Annotated in this window: 11 protein-coding genes; 2 read left to right on the forward strand and 9 right to left on the reverse strand. The window is 48.5% G+C overall.

Annotated features, from left to right (window positions below):
- The first annotated feature begins 2 nt into the window (after positions 1-2).
- Together U9S71_RS18580 and U9S71_RS18585 are read left to right on the forward strand one after the other, a co-directional pair.
- Entirely contained in the window at positions 3-1,436 is a 1,434-nt protein-coding gene (locus U9S71_RS18580) for a RagB/SusD family nutrient uptake outer membrane protein (RefSeq protein WP_326329229.1), read from the forward strand.
- A 13-nt stretch (positions 1,437-1,449) separates the two neighbouring features.
- Positions 1,450-2,820 (forward strand): sulfatase family protein, encoded by a 1,371-nt coding sequence (locus tag U9S71_RS18585; RefSeq protein WP_326329230.1) that lies wholly within the window; start codon positions 1,450-1,452, stop codon positions 2,818-2,820.
- Between the two features lie 55 nt (positions 2,821-2,875).
- On the opposite strand, the gene U9S71_RS18590 is transcribed toward U9S71_RS18585, so the two are convergent.
- The 9 genes from U9S71_RS18590 to U9S71_RS18630 form a co-directional block, all read right to left on the reverse strand.
- Positions 2,876-3,577, reverse strand: coding sequence for a porin family protein (locus U9S71_RS18590; protein WP_326329232.1), 702 nt, complete (start codon positions 3,575-3,577; stop codon positions 2,876-2,878).
- A gap of 252 nt (positions 3,578-3,829) precedes the next feature.
- On the reverse strand, positions 3,830-6,598 hold the full coding sequence (locus tag U9S71_RS18595) for a family 78 glycoside hydrolase catalytic domain (protein ID WP_326329233.1): 2,769 nt from the start codon (positions 6,596-6,598) through the stop codon (positions 3,830-3,832).
- A gap of 50 nt (positions 6,599-6,648) precedes the next feature.
- Positions 6,649-7,815 carry an SGNH/GDSL hydrolase family protein gene (locus tag U9S71_RS18600; RefSeq protein WP_326329234.1) on the reverse strand — a complete coding sequence of 389 codons (1,167 nt, stop codon included), beginning with the start codon at positions 7,813-7,815 and terminating at the stop codon, positions 6,649-6,651.
- A gap of 26 nt (positions 7,816-7,841) precedes the next feature.
- Entirely contained in the window at positions 7,842-9,170 is a 1,329-nt protein-coding gene (locus tag U9S71_RS18605; protein WP_326329235.1) for a hypothetical protein, read from the reverse strand.
- A 42-nt stretch (positions 9,171-9,212) separates the two neighbouring features.
- Positions 9,213-10,439: a DUF4998 domain-containing protein gene (locus U9S71_RS18610; RefSeq protein ID WP_326329236.1), complete on the reverse strand. Its 1,227-nt coding sequence runs from the start codon at positions 10,437-10,439 to the stop codon at positions 9,213-9,215.
- A 24-nt stretch (positions 10,440-10,463) separates the two neighbouring features.
- Positions 10,464-11,681: a DUF5000 domain-containing lipoprotein gene (locus U9S71_RS18615; RefSeq protein WP_326329237.1), complete on the reverse strand. Its 1,218-nt coding sequence runs from the start codon at positions 11,679-11,681 to the stop codon at positions 10,464-10,466.
- A gap of 19 nt (positions 11,682-11,700) precedes the next feature.
- Positions 11,701-13,617, reverse strand: a complete 1,917-nt coding sequence (locus U9S71_RS18620; protein ID WP_326329238.1) for a RagB/SusD family nutrient uptake outer membrane protein — start codon at positions 13,615-13,617, stop codon at positions 11,701-11,703.
- A gap of 10 nt (positions 13,618-13,627) precedes the next feature.
- On the reverse strand, positions 13,628-16,774 hold the full coding sequence (locus tag U9S71_RS18625; RefSeq protein WP_326329239.1) for a SusC/RagA family TonB-linked outer membrane protein: 3,147 nt from the start codon (positions 16,772-16,774) through the stop codon (positions 13,628-13,630).
- Between the two features lie 349 nt (positions 16,775-17,123).
- On the reverse strand, positions 17,124-18,059 hold the full coding sequence (locus tag U9S71_RS18630; protein ID WP_326329240.1) for an AraC family transcriptional regulator: 936 nt from the start codon (positions 18,057-18,059) through the stop codon (positions 17,124-17,126).
- Positions 18,060-18,092: the final 33 nt, after the last annotated feature.

Below are 18,092 nucleotides of genomic sequence, written 5' to 3' on the forward strand. Positions count from 1 at the left end.
TCATGAAAATTCATTCCATCATACTCATCGTTGCGTTGTTGTCGGTCTCCTGTTCCAATAGTTTTCTAGACCTCTACCCGGAGACCGGTCTCAACGAGTCTAATTTTTACCAATCGGACGAAGAGTTCGTTTTATTGGTCAATGCAAGTTATATTCCACTACGCAACCTAGGCAAAGTCGTAAACTGGGATGTCAACGAGGTCAAATCCGATAACATGACCACCCAGGCATTGAATACCAACATCGAACAGAGCCGAAGTGACAATTTTAAGCTAAGTTCAGCTAGTATCAGGCACGAAAGTTTCTGGAGCAACTCGTATACCGGAATATACAACTGCAACATCGCTATCCAGGCACTGGAATCTATCGACCACGCTTGGTCAACGCCGAACTTAAAGAACCGGTCATTGGGCGAAGTGTACTTTTTGCGGGCGTTATACTATTTCGATCTGGTGCGCCAGTTCGGCGGTGTACCCTTGGTTACCAAAGAAATCACCGGCCAAGAGGCTGTAGGCATCAAGCGCTCACCCGTTGATGCCGTTTATGCACAGATCGTTTCGGACCTCGAAACCGCCATCGAAAACCTTGGTAATATCGGCGACACCGAAGAACTGGGCCGGGCAAACGTGGGTGCAGCCCAAGCCTTATTGGGTAAGGTTTATCTAACGACCAAAAATTACGATGCTGCAGAACAACATTTGCTGGCCGTTATCCAATCCGGTCGTCATGGATTGCTATCCGACTATGCGGATGTATTCGACCCCACAAACAAGGATTACTACGAGACGCTATTTGCTATCCAGTATGCGGAAAGTGCAGGTGCATTGGCCAATACGTTTATCTTTTTCAATGCGCCCGCCACTTCGGCCGGCGAGGTTACCGGGCGTCCGAACGTTGCCCTACCCGTAGGCAGTTCGATACGGCCCACCCCCGAACTACTGAATGCATTTGAAGAAGGTGATAAACGGTATGATGTATCCATCGGTAAGTGGGTTGGGCCCGATTTGAACGGCATAGAAGACGAGTTTTTTTACTGTGCCAAGTACAAGGGTCCGCAGAGTGCTACCCTGGGGTGGAGCGGTGATAACTTCCCGGTTCTCCGCTATTCGGATGTGTTGCTGATGTATGCTGAAGTCTTAAATGCGCTTAACCGCACCGCAGACGCGATACCGTTTGTTGAACAAGTACGGCACCGCGCCGGATTGATGGATGACATTTCGGGCCTGAGCAAAGCCCAGCTAACATCGTTGATTGAACGGGAGCGGCAGGTCGAATTCTGCTTTGAAAATCAGCGTTGGCACGATTTGTTGCGCACAGAACGTGCCATCGAGGTATTGCGTGCCCAAGGAAAGGACATCCAGCCTTACCACCTTCTCGCCCCCATTCCGGCAGAGCAAGAATTGATTAACCAACTTGAACCGAACCCAGGTTACTAAAATTTGATGGATCATGAGATTACTTATCTTCTTATTTTTATCGCTATCGCAATTGGCCTGCTCCAAGCCGGCGGAACCCAAGACCCCTACCCCACCACCGTCGGCGTCTAAGCCAAATATTATTTTTATCGTCGTTGACAGTCACCGAGGCGATGCCCTCGGTGTTGCGGGCAATCCGTTTGTCATCACGCCGAATTTGGACCAGCTGGCCCAGTCGGGCGTGATGTTTGACCATGCCTACGTTACTACGGCCATCTGCTCGGTAAGCCGCGCCAGTTTATTGTCGGGTCAGCACCGCGCCCGTCATGGCATTAATGACTTTACGACCAGCTTCACCCACCAGGCGATGTTGGAGACCTTTCCCGTTTTGCTTCGGGCAAACGGCTATAGTACCGCATCTATCGGCTCGTATGGTGTAGGTAATGTGGCGCCTAGCGGCTACTACGATTATTTTGAATCGGGTATCCCATGGATGGCCAACGGGGTTCATAATACGGATAATATCGTCCGTAAAGCCGAAGCTTGGTTAGAGAAGCAATCGGACGACAAACCCTTTCATCTGTATTTAGGTTTCAGCGCAGCCCATGAGATTGACCCGAAGGCTGATGTCCCTGCCCACTACCTCGTGCCGGAAAGGCATCAGGTACTGTACAACAATGTAACTATTCCGCGACCCGAAACAGCCGACGAACGTTACTGGGAGGCGTTCCCCGATTTCTTCCGCACCGATGAGAACATCGCTCGCGAACGGTGGCACGGTTTCTTTTCGTCTGACGAGCTTTTCCAGCAGAATGCAAAAGATTATTACCGGTTGGTAACTGGCTTGGATGAAGCCGTTGGAAGGATCCGGGAGAAGCTGGCCTCGATGGGTGTTGCCGACAACACGATCATTGTCTATACGAGCGACCACGGCGTTTCCCTCGGCGAGCACGGTATTATGGGGAAATGGTACGGTTTTGATGTCGGTATCCACGTTCCGTTGATTATTTATGACCCCCGCAAAGACGCACTGCACGATGTCGAAAGTCAGTCTATGGCATTGAATATCGATGTGGCACCCACCATTTTGAACATGGCCGGAATACCGGTGCCGTCGCGGATGCAGGGTATTGACCTGATGGATCTCGCTGGTGGCAAAATCGACGGACGTGATGCGTTCTTCTATGAACATACGGTTTTCGATACGCCGCGATTGCCAAAAGTGGAAGGCGTGGTTACGAAAACAACCCGGTACATGAAATACCCCGAGCACGATTACGAGGCGCTCTACGATTTTGCAAATGATCCTGAAGAGCGTGTCAATGTAGCTGAGGACCCCGCATACGCGGAGACCTTAGCGGAGATGCGCGCATTATTTGAAAAAGAGCGAGCGGCAGCTCGTTAAATAAAAAATCTCCGGCCAGCAATGTCCGGAGATCTTTTTTATCTACCAATAGGCCCTAAAACCCATACCCGATAGTGAGGCCATACCCATTGTTACGTATGCTACCGTCGGGTTCTTTACCATCTACCTCCGGCATCAGGTTAGCGATACCAAACTGACCTTGGAGTTGGAGCGTCAGTTTTGGTGAAAACTGGTAGCCTACCACCACGTTCGCACCGTAGTCCCAAGGCTTTCCGTAGAGATAACTGCCATATTCACCATCTGCCACATCGTTCTTAAAAATGACGTCGCCACGGCTTTCGGCGAGTACAACATCGCCAATGGCCACGTTCCCCTCAGCCTCCCACGTGCCACCAATCCCGTACCCTACGTATGGGCCGGCCCCCACCACGAGGTTTCCCGCACCTATCCATAGCTTGTAAATCAGATTGAGCGGTACTTCGACATAAGATACCGCCGCTTGGAATTCATTATCGGCATCCGCCAGCCAACCGCCGTCTTGTTTGAACCCTTTACCGACGTACATGGCTGCTGGCTGCAGGTATAATCCCATTGCCAGGGGAATATCAACCGTGAGGCCAGCCTGCACACGCGGTATTATCCCGGTATGTTCATGCTCGCCGCCTGCATCAGTGAAACTGACACTCGAGAAATGGACACCCGCGCGTAGGCCAACGATCGTTTGAGCTTGAGTAGAAAAGGAAAGTGCAATTAATAGGACGATTAATCCAGGAATCAGGGTGCGTTGAGTGGTCATTCGATTTTAATCTTGTTTAGTGGTTAAAAATATGTAGCCGCGCCCCCATTATTCTGATGTTCAGTGATAGGCAAAGGCAGGCGGCGTTATCGAAAGATAAACGGAGGCAGCGCGGGGAACGCTACACGGGCAGCGAAAAAAATTTAATTAATTTATCAATCCAGCTTTTCCTGGCATCGATTACCGAGAATTACTTGGCACAGCCGGAACTCAAACGTCCTGGGGAGTATTATACGAAGGAAATGAATGCGCTCATTTAGCGGTCTTAAACCGATAATGCCCCGAACCGGTTAGCACCACGGTATAGTCCTCGTCATCTCGCAGGCGGGTGATTCCTTCAGCCTGATCCAACGCTTTCCCACCCTCACTCATCACCGTACCATAGGCACGTGGAATCCAGATTTCGGCTTGGGTATTTACCGGTATGTCGACATCCAATTCGAATCCGTTTTCCGCAATGCGCCATGAACTGCCGATGGTACCATGAACCGATTTAAATTCGCCTTCGGCATGGCGTAAGTCGCCCGCAGGTTGTGGCTTGATTTTTATGCGCTTAAAACCGGGTGCGGCCTCGTTGATGCCCAGTAACGACCGATAGAACCATTCGCCAATGGATCCGAACATCGGATGGTTTTGGGAGTACGTATTGTCGGAGTATTTCCATGTTTCCCAAATCGTTGTCGCGCCATTCTCGACCATATGGCCCCATCCGGGGAATGTACGTTGGTTTGCTACGCGATACGCCAGTTCATTATCATCTCTTTCGCGGAAAACATCAAACATCATTTTCGTACCAAAAATACCTGTCGATACATGCCAATCTTTCTCATCAAAAGCGGCATTAAGCAGCTGATACACCCGCTCGATATCCGCATCATCAACTACCCTACCCCATAAAGCAAACAACTGGTCGGACTGTGTTCCGCTACCAACGATACCACTCTGTTTGTTTACAAACTCAGCGGAAATCGCCTTCTCGATTCGAGCCGCTAACGCGGTGTATTTCCGTTCGTCGCCCGATCGCCCGAGAATCCCGGCAAATTCGGCCATCAGTTTCGCGTGAAGGTGATAGAAAATAGAAGCGGTCAACGGCTTATTCTTGGGTTCCAACGACTCATGGTCACCGAGATCCGTGCTAAACAAGTTATTAGAAGTACGGGCATTGAGGAATTCGATTTGCTTTTGTAGCGACGCATAGTATTGCTCGATAACCCGCTTGTCGCCATAAAAATCATACATTTTTTTGATAAGGTACGGGTATCCCGCTTGATACCCCAGTGGTCCGGACCCATCCCCGGGGCCATCATCGGCAATCCCAACAAACGGGGCAGTTTCGGTAATGCCCCCTAAAGGGCGTTGGTCATTGGCATGATCTCGTATCGTCTTGGTGTAAAACTGACTCATATCATAATTGAACATAAATGTCTCCGCACCACATAATATATCACCGCCATACGCTAATTTCTCACGTGCCGGACAATCGGACAGGACGCTGAACACATTGCTTAAGAATGTCCACTGGATGACGTTATCCAATTTATTAAATAAATCGTTTGAAGAAGAGAAATAACCCGCCTTTTCCAAATCCGCACTCATGCGTAACCCTTCAATATCGTCCAGCGTTGGTTGGCCCGGCCATCCGCTCACCTCCACGTATCGGAACCCGTGAAAGGTAAACTTCGGCGCCCACACTTCCACTTCTCCTCCTTTAAGGATGTAACTATCTTCTTGCCATGCAATCTCCGGTGCGCCGGGCCCACCATTACCGGCCTTAATCTGGCCGGCCACCGTAGTCATCAGGTTCACGTGCCCGTCGGGATACCGATCTTCGCCATACCGTAGGGTAATCTTGGTACCTGCGGGCCCTTTTACACGAATACGGGCTACCCCCGCAAAATTCTGCCCCATGTCGTATACAAACACGCCCGGCTCTACCTCATTCACTTCGATCGGTTTCACCACTTTCGTTATACGAACCGGTGGTTGTTGCTGCACCGTCATCACCCCCTTAGGCCCGTCAACTACGGTAGCGCCTGTCCACCCCGCTAAACTTCCTTCTACCGTACACCAGTTCGGGTCTTCCAGCCTTGCGTCATGGTGTTCGCCCAAATAGATGCTATTTCGTACAATGGGTCCCGGCGCCGTTTGCCAGGTATGATCGGTGTCAATTACATCAACCGAACCATCCTTATATTCCATTCGAATCATGGCCTTGACTTTCGGGCGCCCGGTGGCTAGTGCATCCCGCCAGTTGTACACCCCCCAGAAACGGAGTGGAAGCGGGTTATACCAACCGTTACCTAACATCACGCCTACGCTATTTGCACCTCTTCGTAATTGATCGGTAACATCATACACCGAATATAGCACCTGTTCATCATAAGCAGTCCATCCCGGCTCCAGTAGGCGATCACCGACTTTCTCGCCATTCAGATACGCCTCGTAATAGCCCAACCCACTGATATACATCCGTGCCGATGCAATGCGCTTCTTCGCATCAAACGATTTGCGAAATAATGGGTTACGATCATCCTGGTAAAAATCAGCATCTTGAGCGAACGGCGAACGGCCATCGGTTATCCAATCCCCTTGCCAATCGCCACTCGTCAAGGCAGCCGTCTCAAACCAATTGATTTCGGACCACCGAGAAACGCCGCCGTCTTTATCATAAACACGCACGCGCCAGAAGTACCGGGTAAACGGTTCCAGTGGCTCCCCTTCATACACCACATGGATACTCTGATCGGTGTCGACCTTTCCGGCCGACCACGTGCCACCTATTCCTTTCCTGATCTTCCGCATATCTGTGGAGACAATAAGTTCGTAAGCCGTCTGCCGCTGACCCCTTTCATCCGAAGACAGTATCCAGCTAAACCGCGGATTGGTCACATCGATGCCGAGCGGATTGACCCGGTACTCACAGGTAAGGGATGCAACTGAAATAGGATTAGCAAAGAGGCTGGTGGAAAAGAAAACAAAGTAGCCAATGGAGGCTACGAATTTATAAAGATTAGAATACATCGTCGTAATTATTAAGTCGGAATGAGCGGTTATCGAACTTGTGAATTTTGTTACTTATAGATTTCCGGCACATCGATTAATGTTCTCAAGAACATCAATTTAGACCCCTTTACATTGGGATGATGGTATATTTTACCCCAATCGTAGTCTTCGAAGTACATCGTGGTCTGATCAACATCTTTACCGTCATGATCAGCGGAGGTAGCCAGATCAAACCTGCATCCCTTAATTCCATATTTCTGCCTGATCTTTTCTATCATCACATTTGCGTCAATATGGGTATTGCTTTCATTGGCTGGGATATTATTCAGAATCGGGATCGCGCCTTGACTTTTTATGTACGCTACCAGTTCGCTTAGGTTTTCTTCCGTATTACCACCATTTGTACCGATGGTTACCATCACATATTTCGCTTTTATGTATGGCAATTCGTTTTTAATACGGTCAAGCAGCTGGTGGATGGTCGTTCCTCCCCGCCCACTAGACATCGCCTTCCCCTGCACACGATTGATGATCAGCTGTGTCCAAGATTGGTGAAAATCTTCTGTCGGAAAATAACCTTCTGGCTCCGTTATGGAATCACCATAAATCAACAAGGTCAAATCCGTTTCCTTCGATTCAACAATGAGCTGTTTAACCCAGGCGTCTGATCCCTTTTTTAGACCGAAGCAATAATAATCATGCTGCAGCCCGACGTAAAAGCCTGACTGCACCATACCCCGCCCAACGCCACCGCCACCATCCATGGTAGCAAATAATTCGGCCGATTGGCCAGTGAATAAATCAACAATCCGAATACCGGATGTCTGATAATCCCGATGAATCTCAACTAAGTACTCATGGGAGGCGTCCAAAAAATCAACCTGTTTGTAAAGGGCTGGGGTAGTTGCTATACCTATTCGCTTGCTACCCATATCTACCTGGGCACTGAAGTCCCCCTCGTTACTGCTGAAAACCATCTCAGCATCGGCCGACAACCGGACATGGTAGCGTATCAACCTCCGCCCCAAGGCAAAGTACTTGTTTAACTTCACCAATTGGTCGTTCTCACGTAAGTGCAATCCATCGTCGGTATACGTCAGATTCGTTCCCAAAAGCTCGGGATAGTCGCGGTTTTCCGACAGCACTTGATTGTAGAGGATACTCGTTGGAGAGCTGGCTTGACCGAAGCAGACCACGGGGCCTAAAAAAGCGAGAAACGAAACAATAAAACGCATAAAATAAGGAACGTATAATGATTTACCTATTGACGCATTGATTTCAGCACGATGTAGGGTGCGCTTACAGTGGTTAAATATACCGGGCCCCGCGTGTAGTTGGGCGGGTAAAAACACTCCCAGGGACCGTTGAAATCGCTGCCTTGTCGGAAATCGCTTTCGCGTAGTTCGCTGATATATTCTTTAATGAGCTGGGCCGCCAAATCGTTATCGGATTGGGCAATGGTATAGGCCACCCATCCCGTGGGCGTACCCCAGTATGCCCCGTTCTGGAATTGGTTGGGGGGCACAATCCCCTTTTCCCAATAAGGGGTACCATTAAAACCTTCTCCATCAATGATATGCCGGACATTCCCTTTATAGGATAGCGTGCCATCTACATAGGCTTTAGCCAAATGCTCAGCAGCCTTAACTGCATGGTCTCCTTCTAATAACCCCAAGTAAACAGCTAGTGCGGTGGCCCACACGTCAGGGTGGCTCCCGGTGGCTGTTGAGGCTTTTATCATCCCGTTTTTATCGGCAAAAACAGCAGGCAATGCCACTTTAATTTTCGCTGCAATACCGCGATAGGTTTCGGCTTTGCTGTCGTTTCCGAGTTGTTCGAATAATGCCGACAACTGTAGCGCCGCGCGATACTTAAGGATGGAAGAGTAGCTCAGGTACCCCGTGATGTAGATGGCATCCCTAAAACCGAAATCGACTCCCCTAAACGCGTCATTCGTATAGACAATGTGGTTGTCCTGTCGGGAGGGCGGCACTTTAAACGCGATCTCCAAGCGATCTATCAAAGACGTACCATTGATTTCCTTCTTTAGCATATCGATATCGTTGGCGTCGTTAATATAATAGTGAGCCATATGGATAAAGTAATATTGATCGCAGTACGGCGGAACCATGCCGAAGTCCGCTCCCCCCTGTTCGTCGTAGTCATAGGTTCCCGGAAAATAAATAGGCAACAAATCGTCTACACGTACATGGTCTGCGATGGCCCCAAAAGGGACCATGCTACCTCGCTTGGTTATCCAGGTTTGGTCGCACTGGGTGGCAGCCGTAAGCAATAGCATGTGTTTCTGCTCTTCCTGGCCTACGAGCCCTGTTTCGAGTGTCATGGCGTGATCGCGAATCCAGAATGATGGGTACGTTTCGCGTCCGCCGGGCCGGATCAATACGCCCTCGGTATTGTTTGCTCCATAGGGGGCAACCAGTTCTTGGCCGGGATAAATGCGTGAACTATCCAACACCGCTTGGGTTAACCCTTCCAGAAAGGTGAAATCGTTTTTATTAATAATGGATTGTGCCTGCATACCCTGAAGACATACCATTTGGCAAATCAATACAAACCCAATTTTCTTCATGATTCTTGACTATATAAAGTGGTGATAAAACGCCTCCAATGACTATTCATTGATTACCTCACCGGCAAAACTTAATTCCATAACGTGTGCACTTGGTCTATCCGGCTTCCAAACCTCCAGAATTCGAAACCGAATATAGCGCACAGCCGTGGTTGGATCGTCAAAATAAAAAGTCTCCCCTGTTGATGCTACTGCGATATCCTCATCGCTAAGTTCACCAAGCGGTAGGCCCGACGGCTTTACGGATTGAAACTCCCCTAGTTTCACCCATCCATTGTCACTTCCATCACTACTCGGATCTTGCGATCCCCAAATTTCAAACTTTTTCGGATTACCTTCATTAAAATAGGCATTGTCCACTTCGCGTTGCCAAAGCTTCATCTGATGTAAAACAGCCAACGTTCCCAAATCGATAGAGAACTGCACAGGGTATCCGAGCTCTGGCGTATGGAAACCGCGCCCCTCGGCCGCGGTGCCGTCCCAGGCATACGGCAACTCCCACCCGTATGCACTCGGTGCGTCCCCCGGTAATGTATAAGCACGGAATTTCGCGTTGTCGAGATCGGGGTAGGTAACCGGTGGCGCAGCTATTTCCACCGAAGATGCATAAAACGTATCGACTGCCAACGAGTCGGGAAGGAACAGGGTTCGATAAGAGAAGTCCGTTCCCGGTTTATAGCGAGTAACCGTATCGGGCTTACCTGTATTGGGTAGGATTACCTTTCTACTATTATTTTCCACATCGGTATACGTAACCTCAACCGCAATGTCCGTACTATCCGCCGCGAACCAGCTGATCTGTGCCGTTGATTCCAATGGCGAAACCTGAATGGATTGTATACCTCGGTTCAGTAACGTTCCTGCATAGTTATCTCCGTAGACCCTCCCCGCAACCGAGCTTTTTACCGATTGGTTCCCATCTTCATCAAACGAAACAACGTCAAATTCATACTCTACTTCTTCCAGGCCCTCAATCCAGGCTTCCACGGTATCCACACCATCTTCACTGCCGTTCATCGGCACCTCCACGCGGATAGAGTCCGTGCCGAGGTTCCAATACACCTGGTAATGCGTAACCCGCGGATCGGTTCTAATCCATGAAAGCATGATCCGGCTATCTCCTGGATGAACGTTTATGGAGTCCGCTTTCGCTGGATAGACAATCTCACCGCCAGCCATGTATTTTTTATAGTCATCTGATTTTCGACAGGCAAATAACGCCACGGAGGCCATCAGTGCGACTACATACCAATTGATATACTTTTTCATAATTTTTTCTCTTTTATTTATGGCTTACCCTTCCGCCTCCGAGCCCCAGAATGCCACCTGCATGATATAAAAACTATCGGCACCCGACCATGTTTCCAATACTTTAATACGAATGTATTTCACCGCCGGCGTGCCAGCTGGAAATACAAACTCTTCTCCAGCCCCTACTAATGCCAAATCTTCATCCGAGTTGTCTCCCATAGGCAACCCCGAGGGTTTCACCGATTCGCCTTCCAATAACAACGTCCATCCATCGTAACTGCCATCGGGAGCGGGGTCTGTACTTCCCCACACTTCAAATTTCTTAATGTTTCGATCCGTAAAAGCAATCCATGCGCCCCGCTGCCAAAAACGGAAGCGACTCAATTTGGCTTCTACACCCAAACTGAATGTAAAATGCTGTGGCCATCGCCCAGGGGCAGTATGGAACCCGGGTTTATCGACATTGGTGTTGTTTACAATAATACCGTCCCATATGTGAGGCATCGTCCACCCCCACGCGGACTCTTCATCGGTGGGCAATCGGTATTCGCTAAACTTGGTACGATCCAACTGTTTTTCAAAGATGGGAACCAAGTCTCTTTCCAATGTATCCGAATAGTTATTCCACCGATCTTTAATATACACGCCAAACTTACGCGGTTCCGTGTCATACCCTCGCACCGAAAAAAAACCTTCAGGACGCTTGGTATAATAGATGTCCGCAGTTACCCAGTCACCCGCGGAGTCCGTCGTTAACAGTACAATATTCAAATCGCCTTCCGATGGGTTTTTGAAGCCTACCGTGGCACCACCAAAGTCTTCGAACAAATCGAGCGAAGAAAAAGCCTCTTGCACGGGCGATGTGAGGGGGGTAACAGTGATATACACAGGTTCCGAAGCGACCTCATCGCGACTCACGGCATACAGCGCTACCTCATACTCCTTCGAATCACCGAATCCCTTTATCTCTAATGAATTTTCATAGAACGAGGATCTCGATTCGCGCTCCAGTCCATTGACTTCTACAACCGCTTTCACATACAGCAGATTCTTATCACTGGGTAGGCGATAGGTAAGTTTCACCGCCCCCGGCAGTGCCTCAGCCACTACGTTAGACACCGGACCCGGAGCCACTCCATCACCACCAACGGGACCTAGCTCCTTGTCCTGGCAGCCTGCGCCGCAAAGTGATCCGATCAGCATATAACATAGTAGTCTATAGGGCCACCGAAACTTGTTCGTAATTATAATTGATTTCATTTCCTTCTGTATTAATTAATTACCATCCCGGATTTTGGACCAGATTCTTGTTTACGATCAAACTGCCTTCACTTAGCGGCCACAAATAGTCTCGAACACCGAAACTTTTCGTAAACAGCGTTTTGACCCGATAATACAAAGTGGCTTCCTCCTGCTCGATATCCCAGCCCTGAATATTACCCGCGAACATTTCCCTACCCCGTTTCCAACGCCGGATATCCCAGAAGCGATGGCCTTCGAAAGCCAACTCGATTAAGCGTTCTTGCTGTATAATCTCCCGGAGACCATCTTTATCTGCATACTTATTATTTTGCCGCGAATAGGTCGACCATGCTTCTTGCACGCCAGGCAATCCCGCTCGTTCTCGGACCAAATCAATCCAATGGTATGCTTCATCCGAAGGACCTGCGTATTCATTTAGCGCTTCTGCATACAAAAGGTATAGATCTGCTAATCGCATTACCGGCCATGGGTAAGAAACGACGCTATACCCGCCTCCATCTCCTTCCTGCAAGGTGTTCTGAAAATGAACCAGCTTTTTCGGCCAATAACCTGTAACCGAGTAAAGGGACGCGCTGAGTTTCCCTCCTACCTGCCTCGATTTTGCCCGAAGCACCCATGGATCATTATCGTCATAATTGCCTTGTCCGAACCAGACGCCGCCGTCAAATCCCAAACTGGCATAATACCGGTTTTCTCTATTAAAGTTAACGCTAGCGGTTTCATATCCTTCTCCGATATTGTAGCGGTCGTCACTGGTCGCATTTTTCAAGGTATATCGATTGGCATAATCCCAGGTCACATCCTCGTCAATCGGCACGCCATTCTCCGTATAGAATGTTTCGGCCACTTTCATGGTTACGGCCAAGAGCGAGCGGGCGCCGGCATTGTTTGGTTTATCCGGGTCTACCCGCGCTTGCGACAACGTCTGCATCTGGTTGGAAAGACTGCTGGCGTTCCCCCAGATAATCTCGCTGTTCCAGCGCTGCGCAACACTGTTCCGGATTGACATCTTAATGGTTGTTGTGTCTGAGACACGGGTAGATAGCGAAGCCGGGTTAAAGGTATAAAGCCGTAAGTTAACCGAATGGCATAGTTCAATCGCTTCTACACATGCTTCTGCTGCTACTCGCCATTTTTCCGCGTCATAGGTCGTGTTAAATAACGGTTCCCCGTCTTTATTCGTAAACGTTGTATAATCGGTATTCCCATTGAACAGTGGACTAGCTGCTTCAACCAAAACGGCCGCTTTTACTGATTTCGCTATCACTTGGGTAATTCGGCCTAATTCGTCGTTTTCATTACTGACGACTGGTGGTAGGTCTGGGGCTGCTTCATCCAATAGCTCCACAATATACGCAAAACACGCATCCACAGGCACCCGGGCTACCTGAACTTCTTCAACGCCAGCGGATATGGGGAGATTTTCTTTGATAAGCGGTATAGGTCCATACATGCGCAATAACCAAAAATGATAATAGGCTTTAAGAAATTTTACCTCGGCAATCCACTGAAGTCTTTCACGTTCTTGCATACCGGGTACCGCTTCAATATTCTCCAGGAATATATTACAGTCCCTCAATGCTTGAAACAAAGGTCTGCCACCGTTAGAACCATCCCAATAATTGAGTCTCGGAGACACAACGCCCTGATTTTCTCTCGCAATCTCCTCAAAAGTACTGCTCCAGAAAAAAGGCTCACTTTGTGGGTAAATCGTCCAAAATTCATCCCCAGCAAAGTAGGCCGGGTTGTCATCATAGCTTCCGTGGCTGGGCATGTAAGAGTAACAGGTAAACAGGTATTTTTCGGCCGTGGTACGGCTCGTAAATGCGTTTTCAATGGTCGCCACACCGTCTGGCACAACATTTAAATAGTCATTGCAAGCATTTAGGGCCGTAAGCCCCAAAATGGAAAAAAATATATTAAGATATCTCATAATCGGATAGTTATAGTGTGACGTGGAGACCTAAATTAAATACTCGCTGTACGGGGTACCCCAACCCGTTTCCGCCCATTTCGGTATCCCATAATTTAAAGCTGCTAATGGCAAACAGATTCAGGCCACTCGCATAGAAACGGACGTTGGCCACCCCTAGTTTCTGCAAAAGGACGTCCGGGAACGTATAGCCAAACTCTGCTTGTTTCAGGCGAAGGAACCCGCCGTCTTGCATAAACCAGGTGCTCCGTTGCGTATTATTACCGACAACTGTGGAGCTAAGGCGGGGCCAGAGTGCATACGAGTTTCTATGGTCTTCAGACCAATAGTTATCTGCATACGCCTTTAATAATTGTGTTTCCTCATTGAATGGTGATGTGGCGACTGGATCGATCCAAAAAGATGACCGGGCCGACCCTTGGAAAAAGAACGACATGTCGAAACGCTTGTACCCGAATGAAGCTCCAAATCCATAAATAATCTCCGGGTCGGTCGGGTGTCCGATCGGGACACGGTCCCTTTCAGTGATTTGCCCATCGCCATTGAGGTCCCGATACTTGATATCTCCCCCCATATAGTCGCCGAAATTCTGTCTCGGTGCATTAGCTACTTCGGCATCGTCTACGAAAAGACGCTCGGCAATGTACCCCCACTGCTGTGACAACGGATAGCCTACCCGGGAGAGGTAACTCTCTTCATACTGGGGTTCTTCATAGACCCTGAACTCACTGGTGGCATACGTAAAGTTGACCCTGGCCTTCATCCATGCATCTGGACCAAAATTATCGGCATAGGTCAATGAGCCATCTATCCCGCTCCCAGACGCTTCCCCCACGTTTGCCCTTACGGGTGCTGTGAGGCCCATGGTAGATGGTATGGATGCCCGTGTCATTAGGATATGGCTCCGGTCTTCATGAAAATAATCGGCCTCGACCGTTAACTTGTTCATGACCCCTAATTCAAAGCCGATATTCGTCTTCTTTGCCTTTTCCCAGGTAATATCTCGATTCGAATACCGGGAAACCAAAACTCCCGTACGCGTATAATCGCTCAGTGTGCCGAAACTGGCGGCTCTGGACGCGGCGTTCATATCAACATTAGATAAATAGAAAAAACGATCATACTCGCTGCCTATCGCATCGTTGCCCACTAAGCCGTATGTAGCCCGAAATTTCAACATGGATATCACAGGGGCGATTGGTTCCCAGAACGGCTCATTGGACACCGTCCAAGCCACACCCGCCGAGGGGAAGAAACCGAACCGCTCCGTCTTGTAAAACCGTTCGGAACCGTTATAGCCGAAATTGAATTCTGCAAAATATCTGCTATCGAATGAATAGGTAAACCGCCCAGAAAGACCCGCGTTCCGGAAGGGCAGCGAGCGCTGCAAATCTCCGGCATTGCCCGCAAGGCTACCGCGTATAATGGAGATTAGGGCTGTACTGATATTATGCTTTTCGCGGAATGTCTGATTATAACTAATCGCAGTTTCTAAGTAGGTAGATGAGAAAACATCTTTGCCCCCAGCCTGAAAACCGAGGTATTCTGTACCAGTGGTTTCATTCAGGGCGGCTAACATATATTTGTCCGTAAACCGATCATAGCCGCCGCTGGTGTAATAGAAGGGGGAGTATTGCCTGATGACGTCAAAATAAGAACTGCGTGACGTATTAAAAAGTGCCCGAGCCGTCAGCCCCTCCAATAAAAAGCCAAAATCCTGATTGAGCTCGAACTGGGCATCCATTCGCGAATTAGCGTATTCTTTATACCCTCGCACCAAATTTGCGTAGGGGTTGATATAATTGGCTTCCGTTCCATAATTACCAAACAAGATATGGTTCACATGACCATGTGCCTCATCGGGCTCATAATATGCAGGGAACAAAACCGGATTGGCATGCATGGCTTGCCAATACACATCTGCGCCACCTTCGATTGGCCCCGTATAATCATCAAATATGCCGGACAACCTAACCATGGCCCGTGTTGTTTTGGTCAAGTTGATCCCGATGTTTGACCGGAGGGAATAATTCTTCAAATTGACATTGCTGTTGAAGTTATTGCGCCCGTCTACCTTTAACACACCATTATCTTGATTGAATGTGCCCGACAAATAATAATCGGCAACTTTTCCTCCACCACTTGCATTGAGGTTCACGCGTTGGTTCATGGTATAGTCTTTAAAAAGCGCTTGGTGCCAATCGGTGGCCGGATATACGTAGCGATTGGTTCCGGCAATTGTATTATCGATTTTACGTTGCGGATACGGCTGAGGGGCCAACGGATTACGGGTAACCACCGCTTCATTGCCCAGCCTCATGTATGTGATCGGATCGGCCAGTTCGACGTTCCGAGTGGCCGCCGAAAGTGAATTCTCTACACGGACATTGATCAAAATCTGGCCTTCTTTACCTGTCTTGGTCGCGATCAAGATAACACCGTTAGCACCTCTAGCCCCATATAGGGAGGTCGCGGTTGCATCTTTTAAGATAGAAAAACTGGCGATATCATCTGGTTGCAAGCGGGCCAACTCCCGTGAACTAACTTCAATGCCATCAATGAGGATCAATGGGTCCTTTTTATAGCCGAAAGTCGTCACGCCACGGATAAAGAAATCTGCGTTATCGGCACCAGGTTCACCGCTCCGCTGATACGCGATCATTCCGGCAATCTGTCCGGCCATTGCCGTAGTGAGGTTACTTGATGGAATCTTCAGGTCTGAAGGATTCACGCTGGTTACAGCGCCAATAACATCCTGCTTTTTCTGCTTTCCGAATGCCACAACTACCACTTCGTCCAGGTTATCAGCTGACTGCACCATTGATACATCCATGTTGGCTTGTACAGGGACCTCCTGTGCTTCATAGCCTACCATTCGGAATTCGAGTATTGACTGTTGATTTGGGACAACCAATATAAACCTGCCGTTTGGATCCGTTGTGGTACCGATGCTGGAATTGTTTTTTACTACAATGGTCACGTTGGGAAGTACACCAACCGAATCGCGAACGATGCCCTTTACCTCAAATGATACCGAGTCTTGCGCGTACAACGTGTTCACCTCCCTTCCAGCTGAAAAGGAAGACGCTCCATACAAAAGGCCGTAGCACAATTGGAATACGAATACCATTAATACGATGTTTCTATTTCTTTTCATAAAATTGCTTTTAGTCACTTGTTGGTTTCTTATTTGGCGAATACATAATGAAATTGGCAGTTACGCAAACCATCGCCCTGATTAAATAAAATGAGTGAACTACGATTCTCGATAAGCGCTTTCAACCTCGAAAACGCTTGTCACGACATCGAAACATGCGAATGATTAACTGCTGCGAAAAACAGACCGGCTGCCTTCACCATAGAAGCGTTATGCAAGTTATAACTTCGATTAGAATGATCATTTACCATCAGCTCATCAGGATTACAATTATTTAGACAAATAACGCCCGAAAGAGCCAAATGGAACAGTACGGATTTGCCCACAATCAATACGAAATTGACCATGCTCAAGGCGTTACCACAGCATGCCCGGTTGACGCCTCCTTCTTGTTATTATGGTAAATGCCCGAAATGCTCGTGCGGTATTGTTGAGGGGTAATCCCTTTGAACTCTTTAAACCGCCGATTGAAATTGGAGATATTGTTAAATCCCGCTTCAAAGCAGATCTGGGTAATACTCAGTTGATTCTCTTCCAACAGCTGGCAGGCGTGGTTTATACGGAGGTCGTTGACAAATTCCTTGAGTGTGCGTTTGGTACGTGCTTTGAAATAGCGGCAAAACGCGGAAGGTGAGATATGTGCCTGCTTGGCAATCTCTTCCAGTGCGATCTCCTTGGTAAAATGCTGAATAATGTACTCGTAAATTCCACTCATCCGCACGGCATCGTTATCGTTTAAGTTGTCCCAGTACCCCGCAGACGAGAGCAAATCATACTCGGTAGTTGAAGCAATTTCTTGCAAAATCTGGATCAGTAAAATCACCCGGGCCGAGCCTGTATGATCAACCAACTGGTTCATCCAGCCGGCAATCTTTGCCCTCGACTGCCCCTTCACCACCAAGCCATGTATGCTCTTCTTAAGTACAGTCTGAATGGCGTTCATCTCTGGAATGGAAAAAAATGATTCACCAAAACAGTCCGCACTAAAATGCACAACCACTGCATGGTATGACAGCCCGTTATTATAAGATGACTCGTTACGTGTTCCCGGAGCGGGCTCGTGGGACCAAGCATGGGGAATATTAGGCCCATAGAGCACCAGATCCCCTTCATCGAATGTTGCCATGCTGTTGCCCGCAATGCGCTTACCGTGAGGGTAATTAATAAAGGCCAACTCATATTCCGAATGATAATGCCACTTGGTATCGAGTATGTCGAAATAGTCTTTCCGCACCTGAAAAGCAGCTCTACTTCCTAAAGGGGGCTTTGCATAAATGGGTTTCATGATTATCTTTACATTTACAAATCGTTCAACACA

It is taken from the genome of Parapedobacter flavus, from assembly GCF_035818675.1.
Lineage (GTDB): Bacteria > Bacteroidota > Bacteroidia > Sphingobacteriales > Sphingobacteriaceae > Parapedobacter > Parapedobacter flavus.

What these genes read in the sequence shown, in the direction of transcription:
- U9S71_RS18580 (WP_326329229.1), top strand. Translation starts at nt 3, where the DNA reads ATGAAAATTCATTCCATCATACTCATCGTTGCGTTGTTGTCGGTCTCC.
- U9S71_RS18585 (WP_326329230.1), top strand. Translation starts at nt 1,450, where the DNA reads ATGAGATTACTTATCTTCTTATTTTTATCGCTATCGCAATTGGCCTGC.
- U9S71_RS18590 (WP_326329232.1), bottom strand. Translation starts at nt 3,577, where the DNA reads ATGACCACTCAACGCACCCTGATTCCTGGATTAATCGTCCTATTAATT.
- U9S71_RS18595 (WP_326329233.1), bottom strand. Translation starts at nt 6,598, where the DNA reads ATGTATTCTAATCTTTATAAATTCGTAGCCTCCATTGGCTACTTTGTT.
- U9S71_RS18600 (WP_326329234.1), bottom strand. Translation starts at nt 7,815, where the DNA reads ATGCGTTTTATTGTTTCGTTTCTCGCTTTTTTAGGCCCCGTGGTCTGC.
- U9S71_RS18605 (WP_326329235.1), bottom strand. Translation starts at nt 9,170, where the DNA reads ATGAAGAAAATTGGGTTTGTATTGATTTGCCAAATGGTATGTCTTCAG.
- U9S71_RS18610 (WP_326329236.1), bottom strand. Translation starts at nt 10,439, where the DNA reads ATGAAAAAGTATATCAATTGGTATGTAGTCGCACTGATGGCCTCCGTG.
- U9S71_RS18615 (WP_326329237.1), bottom strand. Translation starts at nt 11,681, where the DNA reads ATGAAATCAATTATAATTACGAACAAGTTTCGGTGGCCCTATAGACTA.
- U9S71_RS18620 (WP_326329238.1), bottom strand. Translation starts at nt 13,617, where the DNA reads ATGAGATATCTTAATATATTTTTTTCCATTTTGGGGCTTACGGCCCTA.
- U9S71_RS18625 (WP_326329239.1), bottom strand. Translation starts at nt 16,774, where the DNA reads ATGAAAAGAAATAGAAACATCGTATTAATGGTATTCGTATTCCAATTG.
- U9S71_RS18630 (WP_326329240.1), bottom strand. Translation starts at nt 18,059, where the DNA reads ATGAAACCCATTTATGCAAAGCCCCCTTTAGGAAGTAGAGCTGCTTTT.